Annotated in this window: 13 protein-coding genes; 6 read left to right on the top strand and 7 right to left on the bottom strand. The window is 70.1% G+C overall.

Annotation, left to right across the window (positions count from 1 at the left end; all coding sequences use genetic code 11):
* Positions 1 to 130: 130 nt before the first annotated feature.
* The 4 genes from cobA to B7G54_RS10345 are packed head-to-tail and all read left to right on the top strand — an operon-like array spanning position 131 to position 3,260.
* Positions 131 to 880 (top strand): uroporphyrinogen-III C-methyltransferase, encoded by a 750-nt coding sequence (cobA, locus tag B7G54_RS10360; protein WP_085039010.1) that lies wholly within the window; start codon positions 131 to 133, stop codon positions 878 to 880.
* Positions 877 to 1,254, top strand: coding sequence for a cobalamin biosynthesis protein (locus B7G54_RS10355; RefSeq protein ID WP_085039009.1), 378 nt, complete (start codon positions 877 to 879; stop codon positions 1,252 to 1,254). Before cobA ends, B7G54_RS10355 begins: the two co-directional genes overlap by 4 nt.
* 36 nt (positions 1,255 to 1,290) lie before the next feature.
* Positions 1,291 to 1,893: a cob(I)yrinic acid a,c-diamide adenosyltransferase gene (cobO, locus tag B7G54_RS10350; RefSeq protein WP_085039008.1), complete on the top strand. Its 603-nt coding sequence runs from the start codon at positions 1,291 to 1,293 to the stop codon at positions 1,891 to 1,893.
* Between the two features lie 2 nt (positions 1,894 to 1,895).
* Positions 1,896 to 3,260: a cobyrinic acid a,c-diamide synthase CobB gene (locus B7G54_RS10345; protein ID WP_085039007.1), complete on the top strand. Its 1,365-nt coding sequence runs from the start codon at positions 1,896 to 1,898 to the stop codon at positions 3,258 to 3,260.
* Here B7G54_RS10345 and B7G54_RS10340 read toward each other — a convergent pair.
* Positions 3,232 to 4,395: a M20 aminoacylase family protein gene (locus B7G54_RS10340; RefSeq protein WP_085039006.1), complete on the bottom strand. Its 1,164-nt coding sequence runs from the start codon at positions 4,393 to 4,395 to the stop codon at positions 3,232 to 3,234. The two genes, B7G54_RS10345 and B7G54_RS10340, sit on opposite strands and share 29 nt — an antisense overlap.
* Before the next feature lie 341 nt (positions 4,396 to 4,736).
* On the opposite strand from B7G54_RS10340, the gene B7G54_RS10335 reads away from it, so the two are divergent.
* Positions 4,737 to 5,810: a type IV toxin-antitoxin system AbiEi family antitoxin gene (locus B7G54_RS10335; RefSeq protein WP_085039005.1), complete on the top strand. Its 1,074-nt coding sequence runs from the start codon at positions 4,737 to 4,739 to the stop codon at positions 5,808 to 5,810.
* On the top strand, positions 5,779 to 6,684 hold the full coding sequence (locus B7G54_RS10330) for a nucleotidyl transferase AbiEii/AbiGii toxin family protein (RefSeq protein WP_085039004.1): 906 nt from the start codon (positions 5,779 to 5,781) through the stop codon (positions 6,682 to 6,684). The genes B7G54_RS10335 and B7G54_RS10330 overlap by 32 nt, the downstream gene beginning before the upstream one ends.
* Before the next feature lie 140 nt (positions 6,685 to 6,824).
* Here the strand turns inward: B7G54_RS10330 and B7G54_RS10325 are convergent, their stop codons facing one another.
* The 6 genes from B7G54_RS10325 to B7G54_RS10300 form a co-directional block, all read right to left on the bottom strand.
* On the bottom strand, positions 6,825 to 7,841 hold the full coding sequence (locus B7G54_RS10325) for a GNAT family N-acetyltransferase (protein ID WP_085039003.1): 1,017 nt from the start codon (positions 7,839 to 7,841) through the stop codon (positions 6,825 to 6,827).
* Positions 7,841 to 8,680 carry a formyltransferase family protein gene (locus tag B7G54_RS10320; RefSeq protein WP_085039002.1) on the bottom strand — a complete coding sequence of 280 codons (840 nt, stop codon included), beginning with the start codon at positions 8,678 to 8,680 and terminating at the stop codon, positions 7,841 to 7,843. The genes B7G54_RS10325 and B7G54_RS10320 overlap by 1 nt, the downstream gene beginning before the upstream one ends.
* 85 nt (positions 8,681 to 8,765) lie before the next feature.
* Positions 8,766 to 11,003: a TonB-dependent siderophore receptor gene (locus B7G54_RS10315; protein WP_482764047.1), complete on the bottom strand. Its 2,238-nt coding sequence runs from the start codon at positions 11,001 to 11,003 to the stop codon at positions 8,766 to 8,768.
* A gap of 46 nt (positions 11,004 to 11,049) precedes the next feature.
* Positions 11,050 to 12,426: a lysine N(6)-hydroxylase/L-ornithine N(5)-oxygenase family protein gene (locus B7G54_RS10310; protein WP_085039000.1), complete on the bottom strand. Its 1,377-nt coding sequence runs from the start codon at positions 12,424 to 12,426 to the stop codon at positions 11,050 to 11,052.
* Positions 12,427 to 12,458: 32 nt separating this feature from the next.
* Positions 12,459 to 13,493, bottom strand: coding sequence for a GNAT family N-acetyltransferase (locus B7G54_RS10305; protein ID WP_085038999.1), 1,035 nt, complete (start codon positions 13,491 to 13,493; stop codon positions 12,459 to 12,461).
* Positions 13,483 to 18,474 carry a non-ribosomal peptide synthetase gene (locus tag B7G54_RS10300; protein ID WP_085038998.1) on the bottom strand — a complete coding sequence of 1,664 codons (4,992 nt, stop codon included), beginning with the start codon at positions 18,472 to 18,474 and terminating at the stop codon, positions 13,483 to 13,485. Before B7G54_RS10300 ends, B7G54_RS10305 begins: the two co-directional genes overlap by 11 nt.
* Positions 18,475 to 18,479: the final 5 nt, after the last annotated feature.

Raw genomic sequence — 18,479 nt, 5'->3', positions numbered from 1 at the left:
GTGCGCATTCCGCCCGCGTCCGCGCGGGCTTCGCCCGATCCGTCATGCGTTACCTGTCTGCTGGCCGCCGCCATGCCGCCCGCCTGCCCTGTTCCACTGTTTCGACACGGTGCGTGCCGTGCCGCGCCCGATGAGCCGCGCATGGCTCATCGGCGCCGGCCCCGGCGACGCCGACCTGCTGACGCTCAAGGCCGTTCGCGCGATCGGCGCGGCGGACGTGCTGCTCGTCGACGATCTCGTGAATCCCGACGTGCTGCGCCATGCGCGTGCCGATGCGCTCATCGAGCACGTCGGCAAGCGCGGCGGGCATGCGTCGACGCCGCAGGAGGCAATCGTCGCCGCGATGCTTGCGCATCTGCGCGCGGGCCGTAGCGTCGCGCGGCTCAAGGGCGGCGATCCGTTCGTGTTCGGCCGTGGCGGCGAGGAGCTGGCCGCACTCGGTGCGGCGGGTTTCCCGGTCGAGGTCGTGAACGGCGTCACTGCGGGCATCGCCGCGCCGGCCGCAATCGGCATTCCGGTCACGCAGCGCGGCGACGCGCAAGGCGTGATCTTCGTCACGGGCCACGGCGCGGGTGCCGATGAACCCGACTGGCACGCGCTCGCGGCCACGCGCATGACGATCGTCATCTACATGGGCATCCGCCGGCTCGACGCGATTGCCGCCGCGCTGCGCGATGGCGGCCTGCCCGGCGATACGCCGTGCGCGGCGATCGAGAATGCGACGCGCCCCGAACAGCGGCACGTGCTCGCGACGCTCGACACGCTCGTCGAACGCGTCGGCACGACCGGCATCGGTTCGCCGGCGATCGTCGTGATCGGCCGCGTCGCGGCGTTCGCCGACGATCCCGCGGTACGTGCGGCGCTCGGCAGCGGCGCATGATGCGCGTCGCGCTCGGCATCGGTTTCCGCGCGGGCGTGACGGCCGCGCAACTCGATGCCGCGATCCGCGCGGCGCTGGCGCTTTACCCGGCCGCCGAACCGGCGCTCGTCGCGACGCTCGCCGACAAGGCGCGTGCCCGCGCGCTGCGCACGCTGTGCGCACGACGCGGCTGGCCGCTCGTCGCGTTCGACGCAGCACAACTCGCGAGCCGCCCGGAACTGGCCGCGAGCGGCCCGTCGCGCGCCGCACTCGCCCGCTTCGGCGTCGCGGGGGTCGCCGAGCCGTGCGCGCAGCTCGCCGCGCCGCACGGCCGGCTGCTGGGCCCCAAATCCATCCGGGACGGCGTGACGGTTGCACTCGCCGGCCCGCTCTGAACCCTTTGTTTCGCTTTTTTCGACAGGACGAATCCGATGAAAACCGATGCCGAATCCCATCAACGGATGACCGAACGCCGCCGCGCCGGCCACGAGAAGAAGCAGGCCGCCGCCACCCAGGAAAAGGGCCTGCTGATCGTCAATACCGGCAACGGCAAGGGCAAGAGCACGGCCGCGTTCGGCATGGCCGTGCGCGTGCTCGGCCACGGCATGCGGCTCGGCGTCGTACAGTTCATCAAGGGCGCGCTGCACACGTCCGAGCGCGACTTCCTCGGCGCGGTGGCCGAATGCGATTTCGTGACGATGGGCGACGGCTATACGTGGAACACGCAGAACCGCGACGCCGACATCGCGACCGCGCGCAAGGGTTGGGACGAGGCACGCCGGATGATCGAGAGCGGCGACTACCGGATGGTGATCCTCGACGAGCTGAACACGGTGCTGAAGTACGAATACCTGCCGCTCGACGAAGTGCTCGCGACGCTGGCCGCGCGTCCCGATTCGGTGCACGTCGTCGTGACCGGGCGGCATGCGCCCGATGCGCTGATCGAGGCGGCCGACCTCGTCACCGAAATGCGGCTCGTCAAGCATCCGTACAAGGAGCAAGGCGTGAAGGCGCAGCGCGGCGTGGAGTTCTGAGCATGCCGGCCTGCCCCGCGCTGTTCGTCAGTGCGCCCGCGTCGGGCCAGGGCAAGACGTCGGTGACGGCCGGCCTCGCGCGGCTGCACCGCCGGCTCGGCCGCCGCGTGCGCGTGTTCAAGACCGGGCCCGATTTTCTCGACCCGATGCTGCTCGAACGCGCGAGCGGCGCGCCTGTACATGCGCTCGATCTCGGGATGGTCGGCGAAGCCGGCTGCCGCGCGCTGCTTGCCGACGCCGCGCGCAATGCGGACCTGATCCTGATCGAAGGCGTGATGGGGCTGTTCGACGGCACGCCGAGCAGTGCCGACCTCGCGGCTGCGTTCGGCGTGCCGGTCGTCGCGGTGATTTCCGCGAAGGCGATGGCGCAGACGTTCGCAGCGATCGCATTCGGGCTCGCGCGGTTCCGGCCGGGGCTGCCGTTTCACGGCGTGCTGGCGAACCGCGTCGGCTCGGCCCGGCACGCGGAACTGCTGCAACAGGCACTGCCCGACGACCTGCGCTGGCTCGGGCACGTGCCGGCCGATGCGGGCATCGCGCTGCCGGAACGGCATCTCGGCCTGCACCAGCCGAACGACATCGACGATCTCGATGCGCGGCTCGATCGCGCCGCCGACGTGCTCGCGCAAACCGCACTTGCCGAGTTGCCGCCGGCTGTCGTATTCGCTGAACCGGACGCCGCGGCGCCGCTGCCGCGTGCGCTCGCCGGCAGGCGGATCGCAGTGGCGCGCGACGCGGCCTTTTCGTTCATCTATCCGGCGAATCTCGCCTTGCTCGACGCGCTCGGGGCGGAATTGCGGTTCTTTTCTCCGCTCGCCGACGAACCTGTGCCGAACGATTGCGATGCGCTGTTCCTGCCGGGCGGCTATCCGGAACTGCATGCGGCAACGCTCGCGGCGAATGCGGCCACCGCCCGGACGATTCGCGCGCACGCCGCGGCCGGCCGGCCGATCGTCGCCGAATGCGGGGGGATGGTGTATCTGTGCGAATCGCTGACCGACGTGGATGGCGCGACGACGCCGATGCTGGGCGTGTTGCCGGGTCATGCGACGATGCAGCGCCGGTTCGCGGCGCTCGGCATGCAGCAGCTCGAAACGCGCAGCGGCACGATGCGCGGTCACACGTTTCACTATTCTCGGCTCGCGACGCCGCTGGAACCGGTCGCGAGCGCCGCGCGCCCCGACGGCGCACGGGGCAGCGGCGAAGCCGTCTATTGCCGCGACGCGATCGTCGCGACGTACATGCACATGTACTGGCCGTCGGATCCGGATGCGGTCGTGGCGTTGTTCGGCGGGGAGGCGTTCCAGGCGATCGCGCACGCAACGCGATCCGGTTCCGTCACACCAGGAACGTCTCCGCAAGCTTGACCCAGTAAGACGCCCCGGTCGGCAGCGCCGCGTCGTTGAAGTCGTAGCCGGGGTTGTGCACCATGCAGCCGCCCTCCCCGTCGCCGTTGCCGATGATCAGGTAGCAGCCCGGCCGCTTCTCGAGCAGGAACGCGAAGTCCTCGCTGCCCGTGAGCGGCACCATCCCGTCGATCAGGTTCGCGTCGCCCACCCACTCGCGTGCGACGTTGCGCGCGACCGCGGTCATTTCCGCATCGTTGACGAGCACCGGGTAGCGGCGCTGGTAGTCGATCGTCGCGGTCGCGCCGAACACGGCCGCCTGTGCGTGCACGACTTCCTTGATGCGCGTCTCGAGCAGGTCGCGCACTTCCGGCTTCAGCGCGCGCACCGACAGGCGCATCTGCGCGCGATCGGGAATCACGTTCGGCGCCTCGCCCGCGTGGATCGCGCCGACCGTGACGATCGCCATGTCGAGCGGCGACACGTTGCGCGACACGATCGTCTGCAGCGCAATGACGATCTGCGCGCAGACGACCACCGAATCGACCGCCTTGTGCGGCACCGCGCCGTGGCCGCCGCGGCCCTGCACGTCGACGATCACCGTATCCGACGACGCCATGAACGGCCCCGGCAGGAAGCCGAACTTGCCGGTGGGAAAGCCCGGCATGTTGTGCATCGCGAAGATCGCGTCGCACGGGAACAGCTCGAACAGCCCTTCGTCGAGCATCTTCTTCGCGCCGCCGAGCCCTTCCTCGGCCGGCTGGAAAATCAGGTTCAGCGTGCCCGAGAAACGACGCTCGCGCGCAAGATGCTTCGCGGCCGCGAGCAGCATCGCCGTGTGGCCGTCGTGGCCGCACGCGTGCATCTTGCCGGCGATCTTGCTCTCGTACGGCAGGCCCGTCGTCTCGTGGATCGGCAGCGCGTCCATGTCGGCGCGCAGGCCGAGGCGCTGCGTGCCGTTGCCGACTTTCAACTGCGCGACGACGCCCGTGCCACCGAGCCCGCGATGCACCGTGTAGCCCCACGACTGCAGTTGCTCCGCGACGAGGTCGCTCGTCGCGAATTCCTCGAAGCCGAGTTCGGGGTGGGCATGAATGCGGTGCCGGATCTCGATCATTTCGTCGGCGAGGCCTGCGGGAATCACGCTGTGCGTCACGGTGTCGTCTCCTGTCCTGTGGGGAATATGCCGGCAAGGATAGTCGGTTGAACGGCAACCGGGCAGACGGAAAGTCGTCACGGTAGCAACCGTCAGTTGCCATATCGGAAACGATGCGCGACAAGCGCAATCCGTCCATCCGGACGACTGCCGCGCCGGAGCCGGATGCGCGAAACTGTGTGCCGTTCATCGATTTCTTGCGCATGAGCGCCCCGATGACTATCGCCCGGCATTCTGGAATAGTGCCTGTACATCAAAGGCTTGCGAATTTTTGTTCACTTTTTGACGTCTGTACATTTTTTGTGTACGCTGACAGAAAAGTGAACATGCGATTACCTTCGATGCCCGCGAACACTGCCCTCTCCGTGCCGGAACAGCACGTGCTCGACGAAGCCTGCGCCGCATTCGAAAGCGCGACGCGGCGCTTTCGCGCGCGGCCCGTGCGCGTGCCGGCCGCCTACAACGCGCGCGCCGACGCCATGATCCGCTTCGACGTCGCCGGGCAGGCATTCGAGATGCCGGTCGCCGTGAGCCTGCGCGTCGAATCGCTCGCGGGCGCACTCGCGGCATTGCGCCGCGGCGGCGGCGGTACCGCGATGCCCGGCGAACGGCCACTGATGCTGGTCGTGCCGCATCTTTCGGCCGAACTGGCCGCCGGCCTGACCGACCAGGGCATCCCGTTTCTCGATACCGCCGGCAACGCATGCCTGATTCAGCCGGAGGCGACCGTGATGATCGCGGGCCGGCCAAAGCCCGCACGCGCACCGCGCCGACAGGCATCGCGCGCGACGACGCCGAAGGGGCTGGCCGTAATGTTCGCGCTCGCGACGCAGCCGGGCCTCGTCGCGCAACCGTACCGGGCGATCGCCGCCGCGTCGGACGTCGCGCTCGGCACGGTCAATCTCGCGATGGAAGACCTGATTGCGCGCGGCCTCGTCGGGCAGCGCCGCAACGGCGAGCGCCTGATGCCCGACTGGCCGCGCTTCGTGCAGGAATGGGTCGCGCTCTACCCGAGCCGCTTGCGCGCGAAACTGCCGAGCCGCCGGTTTGCCGGCCTCGCGCCCGACTGGTGGCGCGGCTTCGATTTCGCCGCATTCGATGCGCGCCTCGGCGGCGAGCCGGCGGCCGACCTGCTGACGCACGACCTGAAACCAGCCGCGATTACCGTCTATACGCACGGCGCCGTGTCGAACCGGCTGCTGCTCCAGGCGCGCCTGCGTCCGGACGAGCACGGCGATGTCGAACTCGTCGAAGCGTTCTGGCCGCCGTCTGCGGCGCTCGGCTGGCGCGAGCAGGAAGTGCCGATCGTGCCGCCGCTGCTGATCTACGCGGATCTCGTCTCGTCCGGCGACAGCCGCAATCTCGCCATCGCCGATCGCATCCATGAACGATACCTCGCCCACCCGCCCGCTTGAAGTCGACGCAGGCCGGCCGCTGGAGCCCGCGGCGGTCGCGCTGCTGCAGGCCGTCAGCTCGGCCTGTGCACACCTCGACGCGGCGTTCGTCGTCGCCGGTGCAAGCGCGCGCGACATCCTGATGTGGCACGTGCACGGCATCCGGCCGGGGCGCGCGACGCGCGACGTCGACGTGGCAGTGTGCGCGGTGAGCTGGCCATTTCATGAGCAGCTCATCGAGGCACTCGTCGCAACCGGGCGATTCACTCGCGCGCCGAAACAACAGCAGAAACTGCTGTTCGACAGTGGCGCGCACGGTTTTCGCACGGAGCTGGATCTCGTGCCGTTCGGGCCTCTCGAAACGCCGCCGGGCGAGATTGCGTGGCCGCCTGGCGGTGAATTCGTGCTGAACGTGCTCGGGTTTCAGGAAGCGGTGGACACCGCGCAGCCGGTGTCGATCGACGCGCACACCGTAGTGCCGGTGGCCAGCCTGCCGGCGCTGGCGCTGCTGAAGCTGCTCGCCTGGAAGGACCGGCGTGCGCGCCAGAACAGCGACGCGTACGACCTGCTGTTCCTGCTGCGGAATTTTCACGACGCCGGCAATCGCGAACGTATCTGGGAAGCCGCGCCGGATCTGCTCGAACTGTACGCGTTCCAGCCGGGCCTCGCCGCTGCCGCGCTGCTCGCGCGCGATGCGCAACGGATTGCTTCGCCGCAAACGCGCGACGCGATCCGCGCACTGTTGTCGGACGATTCGACTTATGCCGCGCTCGGCCAGGATCTGCTGGCACGCGCGTTCGCACTGCTACCCGGTGAATTCAGCGACGACGTCGACCGATATCTCGATGCATTCCGCCACGTCTTTCTCGCCGACCAACCCGCTCCCCGCACGTGACGCGCCGCTGCGGAACGGCAGCGCGACCGCGTGGATACCAAGCCGCACTCACGCCGCCCAGTCTTCGAGCGACAACCCGCCGACACGGCCGAACTCGCGGCGGTTGCGCGTGACGAGCACCGCCCCGCGCACCCGCGCCGTCACGGCAACCGGAAAGTGTCGAAGAATGTATCGCGCTCGATCACGGTGAGTGCCGCGCGCTTGTGCGGAAAGTCGAATTCCTTCAGCGTGTAGAACCCGAGCCGGTGCATGTACGCGATGTGCCGCACGTGATCGACGCGCGGCTCGCCGACGAGTCGCTGCGTGCGCGGTTCGTCGACGAACATGTAGTGCAGCACCCCGCTCCACCATGCATGCAGCTTGCCGGCGCTCTGGAAGCGCGAGTCGCCGATCAGCAGGTGCAGCCCGCGGTCGTAGTCGTGCGCCTCGTAGAACGGCGCGAGGCGATCCTCCTTCGCCCAGTAGAACTCGAAATAGCCGAACGGCGTGTCGTCGAAATAGCCGATCATCGGGTGCATGTGCGGATCGGCGAGCCGCTCGGCGAGATACGCCGCGTGCTCGTCGCGCGTGCCGCGCTGGTCCCAGAAATGCGCGACGCGATCGAGGTTCATCCAGCCGCTGAACAGGTCCGCGTGCGCATCGATATCGACGGTGCGCAGGCTGAACGTCATCCCGACCTGCGGCATGTAGCGTGCATAGATCTCGCCGGCCGGCGACGGCGGCCGCACCGGGTGCCGGTGGCCGTTCGTGATCGCATGGCGCAGCGGCATCCCGCCCGAAGCAGGCGCCTTCAGCCACGGCCGCGGGTTCTGCCAGAACGTCGCGCGCGACACGGTGACGCGCAGCATGTCGCCGGCGACCTGCGCGCCGTCGATCACGCCCTCGCGCACCGCGCGCGCGACGTACGATGCGACCGCCGCCGCATCGGCGCCGCCGAGCGGCACCGCGATCGTCGCCGCGTCGTATCGCGTGTCGGCGTTGAAGAGCGCGACGAACGCCGCGAGCAGTCCATCCGGCGAATCGTCGGGCCGCCACGCGTCGAGCGTGCGCTCGGCGACTGCCATCGCCTGTCCTTGTGCGGCGCCGTCGAGCGCGGCGGCCACTTCACCTTCGACGGCGTCCGCGGCGCCGGCCGGTTTCGTCAGCGTGTCTTCCATCACAGCGCTCCCGCGTCGTGGCGGTCGGCGAGGACGTGCAGCCCCCGCTCGAGCGCCGGAAACAGGCTGCGCTGGAAATTGTTCCAGCGCAGTTCGAGAATCGTGTCGTCCGGCGCGATCGACGTGTCGAGCACGTCGCAGATCACCTCGCCGGAATCGATGCCGTTGTCGACGTAGTGGAACGACGCGCCCGTCATCGTCACGGGCTCGACGGAAGTCACTGCGCCGCTCGCCCAGTCGACCCGTTCGCCGCGCGCGCCGTGCAGCGCGTCGAGCGTCGCCCACGCGCCGCGCCGCTGGTACGGCGAACCGTCGGCGGTGATGCCCGGGTGGATGTTGGCGATGCGCCGGTGAAAGCGCGCGCCGGGCCGCACGAGTTCGTCGAGGATCACGAGCAGCCCGTCGAGCACGACGACGTCGGCTTCGAGTTCGAGCAGGCGCTCGAGCAGGCGGCGCTCGAATGCCTGCTTGGCCGCAACGCGCTCGCGCGCGTCACGCGGCAGCCGCCGGTACGTCGACGCAATCGTGCAGAACAGTTCGTCGACCGGCCGGCCCTGCACCGTCAACCCTTCCGGCAGGATCCATGGGCGGCCCGGCGTGCGGGCGAAGCCGTAGTCGGCGACTTTCGCGCGGTCGGCCGGCGAACCGTCGTCGTCGTCGACGATCACGCCCTTGAGCGTGTAGCGCTCGCCGAGCGGCGAGTCGTTCAGGCGCTCGACGAGGAATTCGAGCGGCGCCTTCATGTAGCGCGTGCCGCCCTGATAAGCGACCGGCTGCCCGGCACGATCGGCCGCGCCGTTGCGCAGCGACTGGATGTAGACGAGATTTTTCTTCGGCATGGATGCGTCGTGGAAAAGCGGACGAAGGCGCCGCGCCGGCCCGCGCCGGCCACGAAGGCCGGCCGGCGGGCCGCGGCGCGCAACGTCACCAGTTGTATTTCGCGGTCGCGATCACGGTGCGGTCGGTGCCGAACACGCAGACGTTCGCCGACTGGCAACCGCTGATGTAGTGGCGGTTGAACAGGTTCGTCCCGTTCACCGCGAAGCGCCAGTTACGCGTGTCGTAATGCACGCCCGCGTCGAACAGCGTGACGCTCGATACCGTCAGCGAGTTGTCGGCCGCACCGGCCGACGCGCTCTGGTAGCGAACGCCGCCGCCGAGGCCGAAGCCCGCGAGCGGCCCCGTGTGCCAGGTCCAGTCGGTCCACAGCGACGCCATCTGGCGCGGACGCGGAATGTCGACCGGCCAGTTGTTCAGCGACGCGTCGTTGGCCTTCACGTTCTTCACGTCCTGGTACACGTACGATGCGATCAGCGACAGGTTCGGCGTGACCTTGCCGGTCGCGCTCAGCTCGATCCCGCGCGAACGCACTTCGCCGGTCTGCACCGACTTCGTGCCGGTCGCGTCCTGGCTCGGCAGCGCCGGCGTGATCCCGTTGGTCTGGTTGATCTGGTAGATCGCCGCGTTCAGCATCAGGTTCTTGCCGGGCGGCTGCCAGCGCAGGCCGGCTTCGATCTGCTTGCCGCGCGTCGGCTGCGGCAGCCCGCCGCCGAGCAGGTTGACGCCGATCAGCGGGTTGAACGACGTCGCGTAGCTGATGTACGGCGACAGCCCGTAATCGCCCTGGTACGTGAGGCCGACGCGGCCGGTGAACGCGGTGACTTCCGCCTTCGTCGACGTGCCGCCCGCGCGGTCGTCCATCCGCATGTTGACCCAGTCCTCGCGGCCGCCGAGCGTCAGCGTCCAGCGGTTCCACTTGATCTGGTCCTGCGCGTACAGGCCGAACGTGTTCATCGTCGTGTACGTGTTGGTGCGGAACGTCGAGTCAGGCGTGAACACCGCCTTGGTGACAGGCAGGTAGACCGGGTTGTAGATGTTCAGCGGCGGCGCGGCAGCGAGCCATTCGCTGTCGGTCGCGGTCTGGCGGTTGTACTGGAAACCGAGCAGCAACGTGTGCTGGAGCGGCCCCGTGGCGAAGCGGCCCTCGACGTTGTTGTCGATGTCGAAGCGGCTGTAGTTCATCTGGAACACACCGGCCCAGCGCGACACGTCGGTCGTGCTGCCGTCGACGAAGCCGTTGCCGAATACCGAACCGTTGTCGAGCGACAAGTGCATCAGTCGCGTGTTCTGGCGGAACGTCCACGCCGGCGTCAGGTTTCGCTCGAACTGGTAGCCGACCGACCACTGCTTCTTGCGGTAGTAGTTGAAGTTCGGATCGCCCTCGTACACGTCCTTGTTGATCTGCCCGTTCGGGTTCGGCAACACGGTACCCGACGCGGGCAGGAAGTTCGACGAGATGTCACCCCAGTCCTGCAGATAGGTGGCCGACAGCGTCAGCGACGTATCCGCGTTCGGGCGCCAGCGGAACGACGGCGCGAGCGCGACGCGCTGGTCGTTGTTCGGGCCGGTCAGTGCGTTGCCGTCGCGCGCGACGCCGACGAACCGGTACGCGTACTTGCCGTCCGGGTCGAGCTTGTCGCCGACGTCGATCATGAACTGCTTGCGCGCGTAGTTGCCGATCTGCACCCCGGCTTCGCGCACGCGCTCGCCGTCGGCGAGCTTGGTCTGCACGTCGACGATCGCGCCCGGGTCGCCCGCGCCGTAGAGCACCGAGGTCGGCCCGCGCAGCACGCTGATGCTGTCGATCATGTACGGATCGACGCGCCAGCTCGCGAGGTTGATCGTGTTCGGCACCTGCAGCCCGTTTACGTACGCGGTCGGCGTGAAGCCGCGCAGCGCCGCATACCAGTCGGAACGGTTGTCCGAGCCGTACGACGAGAAACCCGGCACGTAGCGCAGCGCCGCGTTCACGTCGGTCGCGCCGGTCATCTCGATCTGCTGCGCGGTGACGACGTTGATCGTCTGCGGGATCTCGTTGATCGACGTATTGGTCTTCGTGCCGGTCCGGCTGCGCTTCGCGACGAGCCCGACCGTACCGTCCCCTTCCGAGGCCGCGTTGACGTTGATCGTCGGCAGCGTGCCGGTCGACGCACTGGCCGCCGCACTCGCCGCCGCACCGTTCTGCGCACTGCTGGCCGACGCCGCTGCGCCCGCGTTCACGGCCGGCGCCGCCTGGGCATGCGCCTGCCCTGCCGCCGCACCGAACGCCACGCTCGCCGCGGCTGCGATCGCACGCAAACGCGTGCCTGTTGCCCACTCCATCTTTCTCTGCTCCACTTTTTTCATGCGGTCTCCGACCGCGCCTTTGTCAAAGAGCGAAAGCCATCCGGCTCATGCTCACCCCGTGTTCCTGTCGTTTTTCGTGCGGTGCCCGGGCCGCGCCTTCGTCATGGGCCGGTGCGATCCCGTCTTCGAGCGACGCGCAGATTTCGTCCGCGCGGCGCGCCAGTACCGACAGCAGCGTGTCGGACAGGCCGTGGCTGTCTTCGCAGCAGCCTTGCAGGTAGATGCGCGGCGCGAAGTGCTCGGGCGTCGCGAGCAGGTAATCGCGCGCGACGTCGCCACGCGCAAGCGCATCGCCCAGGTGCGGCGCGAGCCCTTCGAGCAGCGCCGAATGCGTGTCGCGGCGGTAGCCGGTTGCCAGCACGAGCGCGTCGAAACGCTCGACACGCGTGTCGCCGCTCATCCGGTCGCGCAGCGTCAGCTCGATGCGGCCGTCGGCGGTGCGCACCGCGGCCTCGATCGCGCTGTTCGCGAGCAGCGCATGACGCGGCGTGCCGTCGATGCGCTGCAGGTACAGCATTTCGTAGATCTGTTCGATCAGCGGCCGGTCGACCACCGCGTAGTTCGTGTCGCGATACCGCTCGAGCAGCGCGCGGCGCGCATCGTGCGGCTGCGCATAGACGACATCGGTGAATTCGGGGCTGAAGATCTCGTTGACGAACGGGCTGTCGTCCGCCGGCTTCAACGCACCGGCGCGCATCACGAGGCTCGCGTCGACATGCGGGAAGCGGCGCGCGAGGTCGATGAACACCTCGGCCGCGCTCTGCCCCGCGCCGATCACCGCGACGCGGCGGCGCTCGCCGTCCGGCGACGCGACGAGCCGGTCGATGTCGGTCAGATACGACGACGAGTGGATCACGCGGTCGCGGCCGAGCGCGGCGAACGCATCCGGCACCGCCGGCGTGCCGCCGACGCCGACCGACAGCGCGCGCGTCACGCGCTGGCGCTCGTGGCCGGCGGCGTCGCGCGACAGCACGCGCAGCGCGTCGATCCGCGCGCCATCGCCGCGCACGGGCTCGATCGCCAGGACGGTCTCGCTGTAATGGACACGATCGTCGAACGCCTCGGCCACCCAGCTCAGGTAGTCGTGGAATTCGACGCGGGTCGGATAGAAGTTCTTCAGGTTGACGAATTCATTCAGCCGGCCGCGTTCGAACAGGTAGTTGATGAACGTGTAGCGGCTTTTCGGATCGCGCATCGTGACGAGATCCTTCAGAAACGAGATCTGCATCCGGCAGTCGTCGAGCAGCATCCCGCGGTGCCAGCCGAATTCAGGCTGACGCTCGACGAAGCAATGGGCGAACGGGCGCGCCGCGCGCCGCTCCTCGAGGCGGATGGCCAGCGCCAGATTCGACGGCCCGAAGCCGACGCCGATCAGGTCGAATACGGTTTCTCTCTGCATGTCTCAGCTCCCTTGTCGGTGAATCCGGCGCGTCAGACGTGACGGCCGGAGAAGAACGTCTCGCGCAGCGTGCGCATCCACAGCGGCTGCGCGTCGGCCAGCGCGAGACGGCGCTGCCGCGCGAAGCCATGCCGCGCGAGATGGTCGGCAACCCGCGCGTGGCCGGCCGGAACGGCACAGCCGACCGCTTCGGTACGCGGGTCGTCGAGAAACAGGTAATGGACGACGGACGGCAGCCAGCCCGCCACGCAATGCGGGCCGCGCCAGCGCGACTCGCCGACCAGCATGCGCAGCCCGCGGTCGTAGTCGCGCGCCGCGACATGCGGCGCGAGCGCGTCTTCCTTCAGCCAGTAAGCTTCGAAATACGCGAACGGTTCGCCGTCGAAGCAGCCGACGAGCGGCGTAACGTGCGGATCGGCATCGGGCGCGGCCCCTTGCGTGCCGTCCGCGCCGGGCTGCGCGCCCGGCCAGCCGTCGCGCACGCGCGGCGCGTCGAACCAGCGTGCAACGCGCTGGGCATCCTCGGCCGGCTGCCAGCCGCGCAGCGTGAAGCGCACGCCGAGCGCCGGCAGGTCGCGCGCGTAGACTTCGCCGCGCGGCGCCGGCGGCCGGCGCGGGTGACGGCGGCCGTCGGTAAGCATCGGCAACGTCGCGCACGGCAGATGCGGGCCGACGAGCCACAGATCGGCCTGCTGCGCCCAGCCCTCGCGCATGCAGCGGCCGCCGTCGGCGAGCACGCCGCTCGCGCGCAGCGCATCGAGCGCGACTGCCGGCCACGCGGCCGGATCGAGCCGGATCGCCGCGTGGCGTGCACTGTCCGAGAATGCCGCGGCCAGCGCCGCCAGCAGCGCACGCCGCTGGTCGGCCGGCGCCGCGCGATGGTTGTAGGCGACGAGGCGCAGTGTGCCGTCGTCGCCCAGTTGCGCACGCAGCAACTGCGCACCGATGCCGTCGCCGTGCGCGATGCGGATCTCCGCGCCGTCGCGCACGGCGAACAGGCCGTCCGCGAACGCGAGGCGGTACGTATCGAGCATCGTGAATCCGTCCGGACGCACTTCAGCCAGCATGGCGCGCCTCCTGTCCGGTTTCAGTTCGTGCATCGAGCCGCGCACCGAGCGCCGCGAGCGTCGGCGACGCGAACACGTCGGCAACCGTCAGCGCGTGGCCGGCACGGCTGGCCGCGTCGACGAAGCGCACGACGTCGAACGAGGTCGCGCCGGCCTCGAACAGGTCCGTATCGGCCTCGGGCGCGGCCGTCGCGAACGTGTCTGACCACAGCGCCGCGAGCGCGGCAGCCGCATGCGGCGCACGTGACGACGCTGCAGCGCGTGCGCTGCCTTCCGTCTGCGCGCGATGCAACGCCTGCGCAACGGCACGCTCGTCCGGCGCGCCGAGTGCGGCTTCCGACGCGCCGGCGAAACGCGCGACTTCGTCGTGATAGACCTCGACGAGCGCATCGACGAAGCCGCCATCGAGCAGTTCGTCCGCATACGAGAACGCGGCGCTCACGCGGCCGTCCGGGTGCTCGACGACGTCCAGCTCCAGCGTAAACACGACGCGATGGCGCACGTCGTCGAATCCGGCCAGCGACAGGCCGGCCCAGTCGCGCGCCGCGGCACCGGTCGGGCGCAGGTAGTTGAACATCACCTGGAACAGCGGATTGGCCTGCGCGGCACGCGGCGCACGCAGCGCCGCGACGACGTCCGCGAACGGCACGTCGGCATGCGCATAGGCCGCCAGCGCCGTGTCGCGCACTTGTGCGAGCACGTCCGCACGACGCGCGGCCGGGTCGATCCGCGTGCGCACCACGACCGAATTGATGAAGAGGCCGAGCGCGTCGCGGGCCGCGTCGCCCGTCAGCTCGCGTGTCGACGCGAGCACGCCGACCGGCTGGTCGGCCGCACCCGTCGCACGGAACAGCGCGGTGTTGAGCGCCGCGTGCAGCAGCATCGGCAGCGTCGCATGCGCGGCCGACGCCGAGTCGCGTGCGGCACGGACCAGCGGGCCGTCGAATTCGAACGCGATGCGGGCCGCGCGCCATTGCGGCACGGGCGGCGCATCCTCACGCTGCGGCAGCACGCGCGCCGGCAGATCGGCCAGCGCGTCGCGCCAGTAAGCGACGCGAGCAGGATGGCACGGCGCGGGCAGCACGAGCGGAGCGGCCAGTTGGACGGCCTCCTCGGCCGGCACGGCGCCGCCCTGCACGCGGGCGACATAGCGCGCACGCACCGCATCGAGCCACAGCTCGATCGATTCGCCATCCGACACGATGTGATGAATCGTCACCGACAGCACGTGATCGTCCACGCCGAGCCGCAGTACCCGCGCACGCCACAGCGGCGCGTCGGTCGCGAGGTCGAACGGCTCGAGTGCATCCTCATCGGTCAGCGCTGCCGCGCGGGCAAGCGCATCGGCTTGCGCCGACAGGTCGATCACCGGCAGTTCGACGGAAACGTCTGCGCCGATCCGCTGGCCCGGCAATGCGCCGTCACGCGCAACGAGCCGCGCGCGCAGCGCCGGATGCACGGCCGCGACATCCGAGAAGGCCGCACGCAGCGCCTCGACGTCGAGCGGGCCGCGCACGCGCAGCGCGACCGGAATGTTGTACGCCGCGCTGTCCGGCTGCGCGCGCCACAGGAACCACAGTCCGAGCTGTGCCGGCGACAGCGGCCACACGCCGTGTGCGTCCGGTTTGGCCACCGCGACGCCCGGCGCCGCAGCACCGGCATGCGCGGCAGGCGGTGCTTCGGCCACCTGGCGCGCGTACTGCGCGAGCACCGGCGCTTCGAACAGCGCGCGCACCGGCACGTCGCGGCCGAGTCGCTCGGCCACGCGCGTGGCCACGCGCACGGCGGCGAGCGAATGGCCGCCGAGATCGAAGAAGTGATCGCCACGGCCCACGCGCTCGAGATTCAGCACGTCGCACCAGATTGCCGCGAGCGTTGCTTCGTCACCGTCGTGCGGCGCTTCGTACGCGCGTTCGACACGCACGGGCGCCGGCAGCCGTGCACGGTCGACCTTGCTGTTCGCGTTGCGCGGCAGCGCGTCGAGCACGATCAGTTGCGCGGGCACCATGTAGTCGGGCAGCGTGCGGCGCAGGTGCGCATCGAGCGTCGCGGCTTCGACCGGCTGCGCGGCCACCCGTGCGTCGGCGGTCAGCTCGACGTACGCGACGAGCTGCGCGAGTGCGCCCTGCCCGTGCACGACCGCGCATGCTTCGCGCACCGCGTCGTGCGCGGCAAGCTGAGCCTCGATCTCGCCGAGTTCGATGCGCAGCCCGCGCAGCTTCACCTGGTGGTCGACGCGGCCGATGAAGTCGAACACGCCGTCCGCACGGCGCCGCACGAGGTCGCCCGTGCGGTACAGCCGCGCGCCCGGCGCGCCATACGGATCGGGCACGAAGCGCTCGGCCGTCAGCGCCGGGCGGTCGAGATAGCCGCGCGCAACGCCGATCCCCTCGCCGCCCAGGTACAGTTCGCCGGTCACGCCGACCGGCAGCGGATGCAGCCGTTCGTCGAGCACATGCGCGGTGCGTGCGCCGACCAGCGTGCCGATCGGCAGGTACGCGGCGTCGCCGAGCTTCGCGAGATCGTCGCCGGGCCGGAACATCCACAGCGTCGGCGTGATGACCGTCTCGGTCGGGCCGTAGCCGTTGACCACGCGCACGTTCGGCAGCGCGCGGCGCAGCATCGCGAACGCCTCGCGCGACGTCGCCTCGCCGCCGACAGTCAACGATCGCAGCGTCGGCGGCGCGCCGTGCGCGAGCGCCCATTCGGCGAGCTGCGCGGCGCAGCCGGGCGGCACGTAGGTCATCGTCACGCCGTCGCGGATCATCATCGCGCAGGTCTGCGCGGGCGGCCACAGCACGTCGGCCGTCACCGATACGGCGGCGCCCGACATATATTGCGAAAACCAGCCTTCGTGCGCGCCGTCGAAGTTGACCGACTGGAACAGCAGGAACACGTCCTGCTCGCCCGCGCCGTAGCGCTCGGCGATCGCCGCGCAATGCAGCGCGAACGACGCATGGTCGACGATCACGCCCTTCGGCTTGCCGGTCGAACCCGACGTGTAGATCGCATAGGCCGCATGGCCCGGCAGCACGTCCGGCAGCACGACGTGCGCGGCTTCGTCGAGCGCATCGACTTCATCGGCGCGCCACACGCGCAGCGCCGGCAGCTCGGGCAGCGACGCGGCACTCGCGCCGTCGGTCAGCACGTGCGCGATGTTCGCGTCGCCGACGATCTGCGCGAGCCGTTCGCGCGGATGCGCCGGATCGAGCGGCACGAACGCGGCGCCCGACTTCAGCACCGCGATCAGCGCGACGAGCAGGTCGACGGAGCGCTGCAGCGCGACGCCGACACGCATTTCGGGCCGGACGCCGGCGGCGACCAGCTGGCGGGCCAGCCGCGCCGCGCGCGCGTCGACTTCGCCGCGCGTCAGCGCGCGCTCGATATCGGCAACGCCGCGTGCGCCGGGCCGTGCTTGCGCGTGCGCGGCGATGCGCGCATGCACCGGCACGAACGGCTCGGCTTCGGTCGCGCCCGCCGGTGCGTTCCATGCAACGAGCTGTGCGCGCTCGCCGGCGGGCAGCCAGTCGAGATCGCCCACCGGCATGTCGGGGCGTGCAAGCGCATCCGCGAGCAGCGTGACAAAACGCGCGGCCAGCCGTGCGATCGCGTCCGCTTCGAACAGGTCGAGCGCGTAGATGAAGGCGGCGTCGAAGGTGCCGTCCGGTGTCGCTTCGACCGAAAGCGTCAGGTCGAATTTCGCGGACGGCGTGCCCGACGGCAGCAACGCTGCCGACGCCGCACCGAGCGCCGGCAGCGCGCGGCGCTCGCCGTATGCGGCCATCACCTGGAACAGCGGATGGTGGCTCGCGCTGCGCGGCACGCCGAGCGCGTCGACCACCTGCTCGAACGGCACGTCCTGGTGCATCTGCGCGTCGACCAGCGCGTGCTGCGTGCGCGCGACCAGCGACGAGAAGTCGCCGTGCGCGGGGACGTCGACGTCGATCGCCAGCGTGTTGACGAAGAACCCGATCAGGCCCGCGACTTCCGCGCGCTCGCGGTTCGCGGCCGGCACGCCGACGCAGATCCGCGCATCGCCGGTCGCGCGCGCCAGCAGCACATCGAGCGCGGCGAGCAGCACCGCGAACGGCGTGGCACCCGATGCGGCCGCGAATGCGCGCAGTTGCGCACCGATGCGCGCGTCGAGCGAAAACACATGGCGTGCGCCGCGCGCACTGCGGCGTGCGGGTCGTGCAGCCGCACCCGGCAGCGCCAGCACGCCGCGTTGCGGATCGAGCCGTTCGCGCCAGAACGCGAGCTGGCGATCGCGTTCGCCGGCGTCGAGCCAGCGGCGCTGCCACAGCGCGTAGTCGGCGTACTGGATCGGCAGCGCCGCGAGCGGCACCGGCCGGTCGGACGCATACGCGCGATAGAACGCCGCGAGCTCATCGAGCATCACGCCCGACGACCAGCCGTCCGACACGATGTGATGCACGGTCAGCGCGAGCCAGTGATGCGTCGCGTCGAAGCGCACCAGGTGCGCACGCACGAGCGGCGCCGCGCCGAGATCGAACGGCTCGGCTTCGTCGGCCGTCGCGACGGCTTCCGCGCGCGCCGGGCGCTGCGCGTCCGGCAGCGCTTCGAGATCCGTTTCGCGCCACGGGCAGCGCAACGGCGCGTGGATCGTTTGCGCGACGCCGTCCTGCGCTTCGTCGAAGGTCGTGCGCAGCGCCTCGTGGCGCGCGATCAGCGCATCGCATGCAAGGCGCAGCGCATGCGCGTCGAGCGGGCCCGTCAGCGCCAGGCGCTCGGTGATGTGATACGCGTCGGGCGCATCGATCAGGCGCGCATGCAGCCACAGCCGCGTCTGCGCGAACGACGCCGGCACGCGGTCGCTGCGCGGCGTGCGCGGCGGGATCGGCAGCACGCGGAAGTCGATGCCCGCCGCGCCGAGCTTGTCGATGAAGACCGCGCGCTGCGCGTCGGGCAGTTGCGCGAAACGCGTCGCGAGCGCGAGCCAGTCGGGTTGAACCTTCGTCATCCGTC

It is taken from the genome of Burkholderia puraquae (genome assembly GCF_002099195.1).
GTDB classification, from domain to species: Bacteria; Pseudomonadota; Gammaproteobacteria; order Burkholderiales; family Burkholderiaceae; genus Burkholderia; species Burkholderia puraquae.
This window is presented reverse-complemented; position numbering and strand designations above follow the sequence as displayed.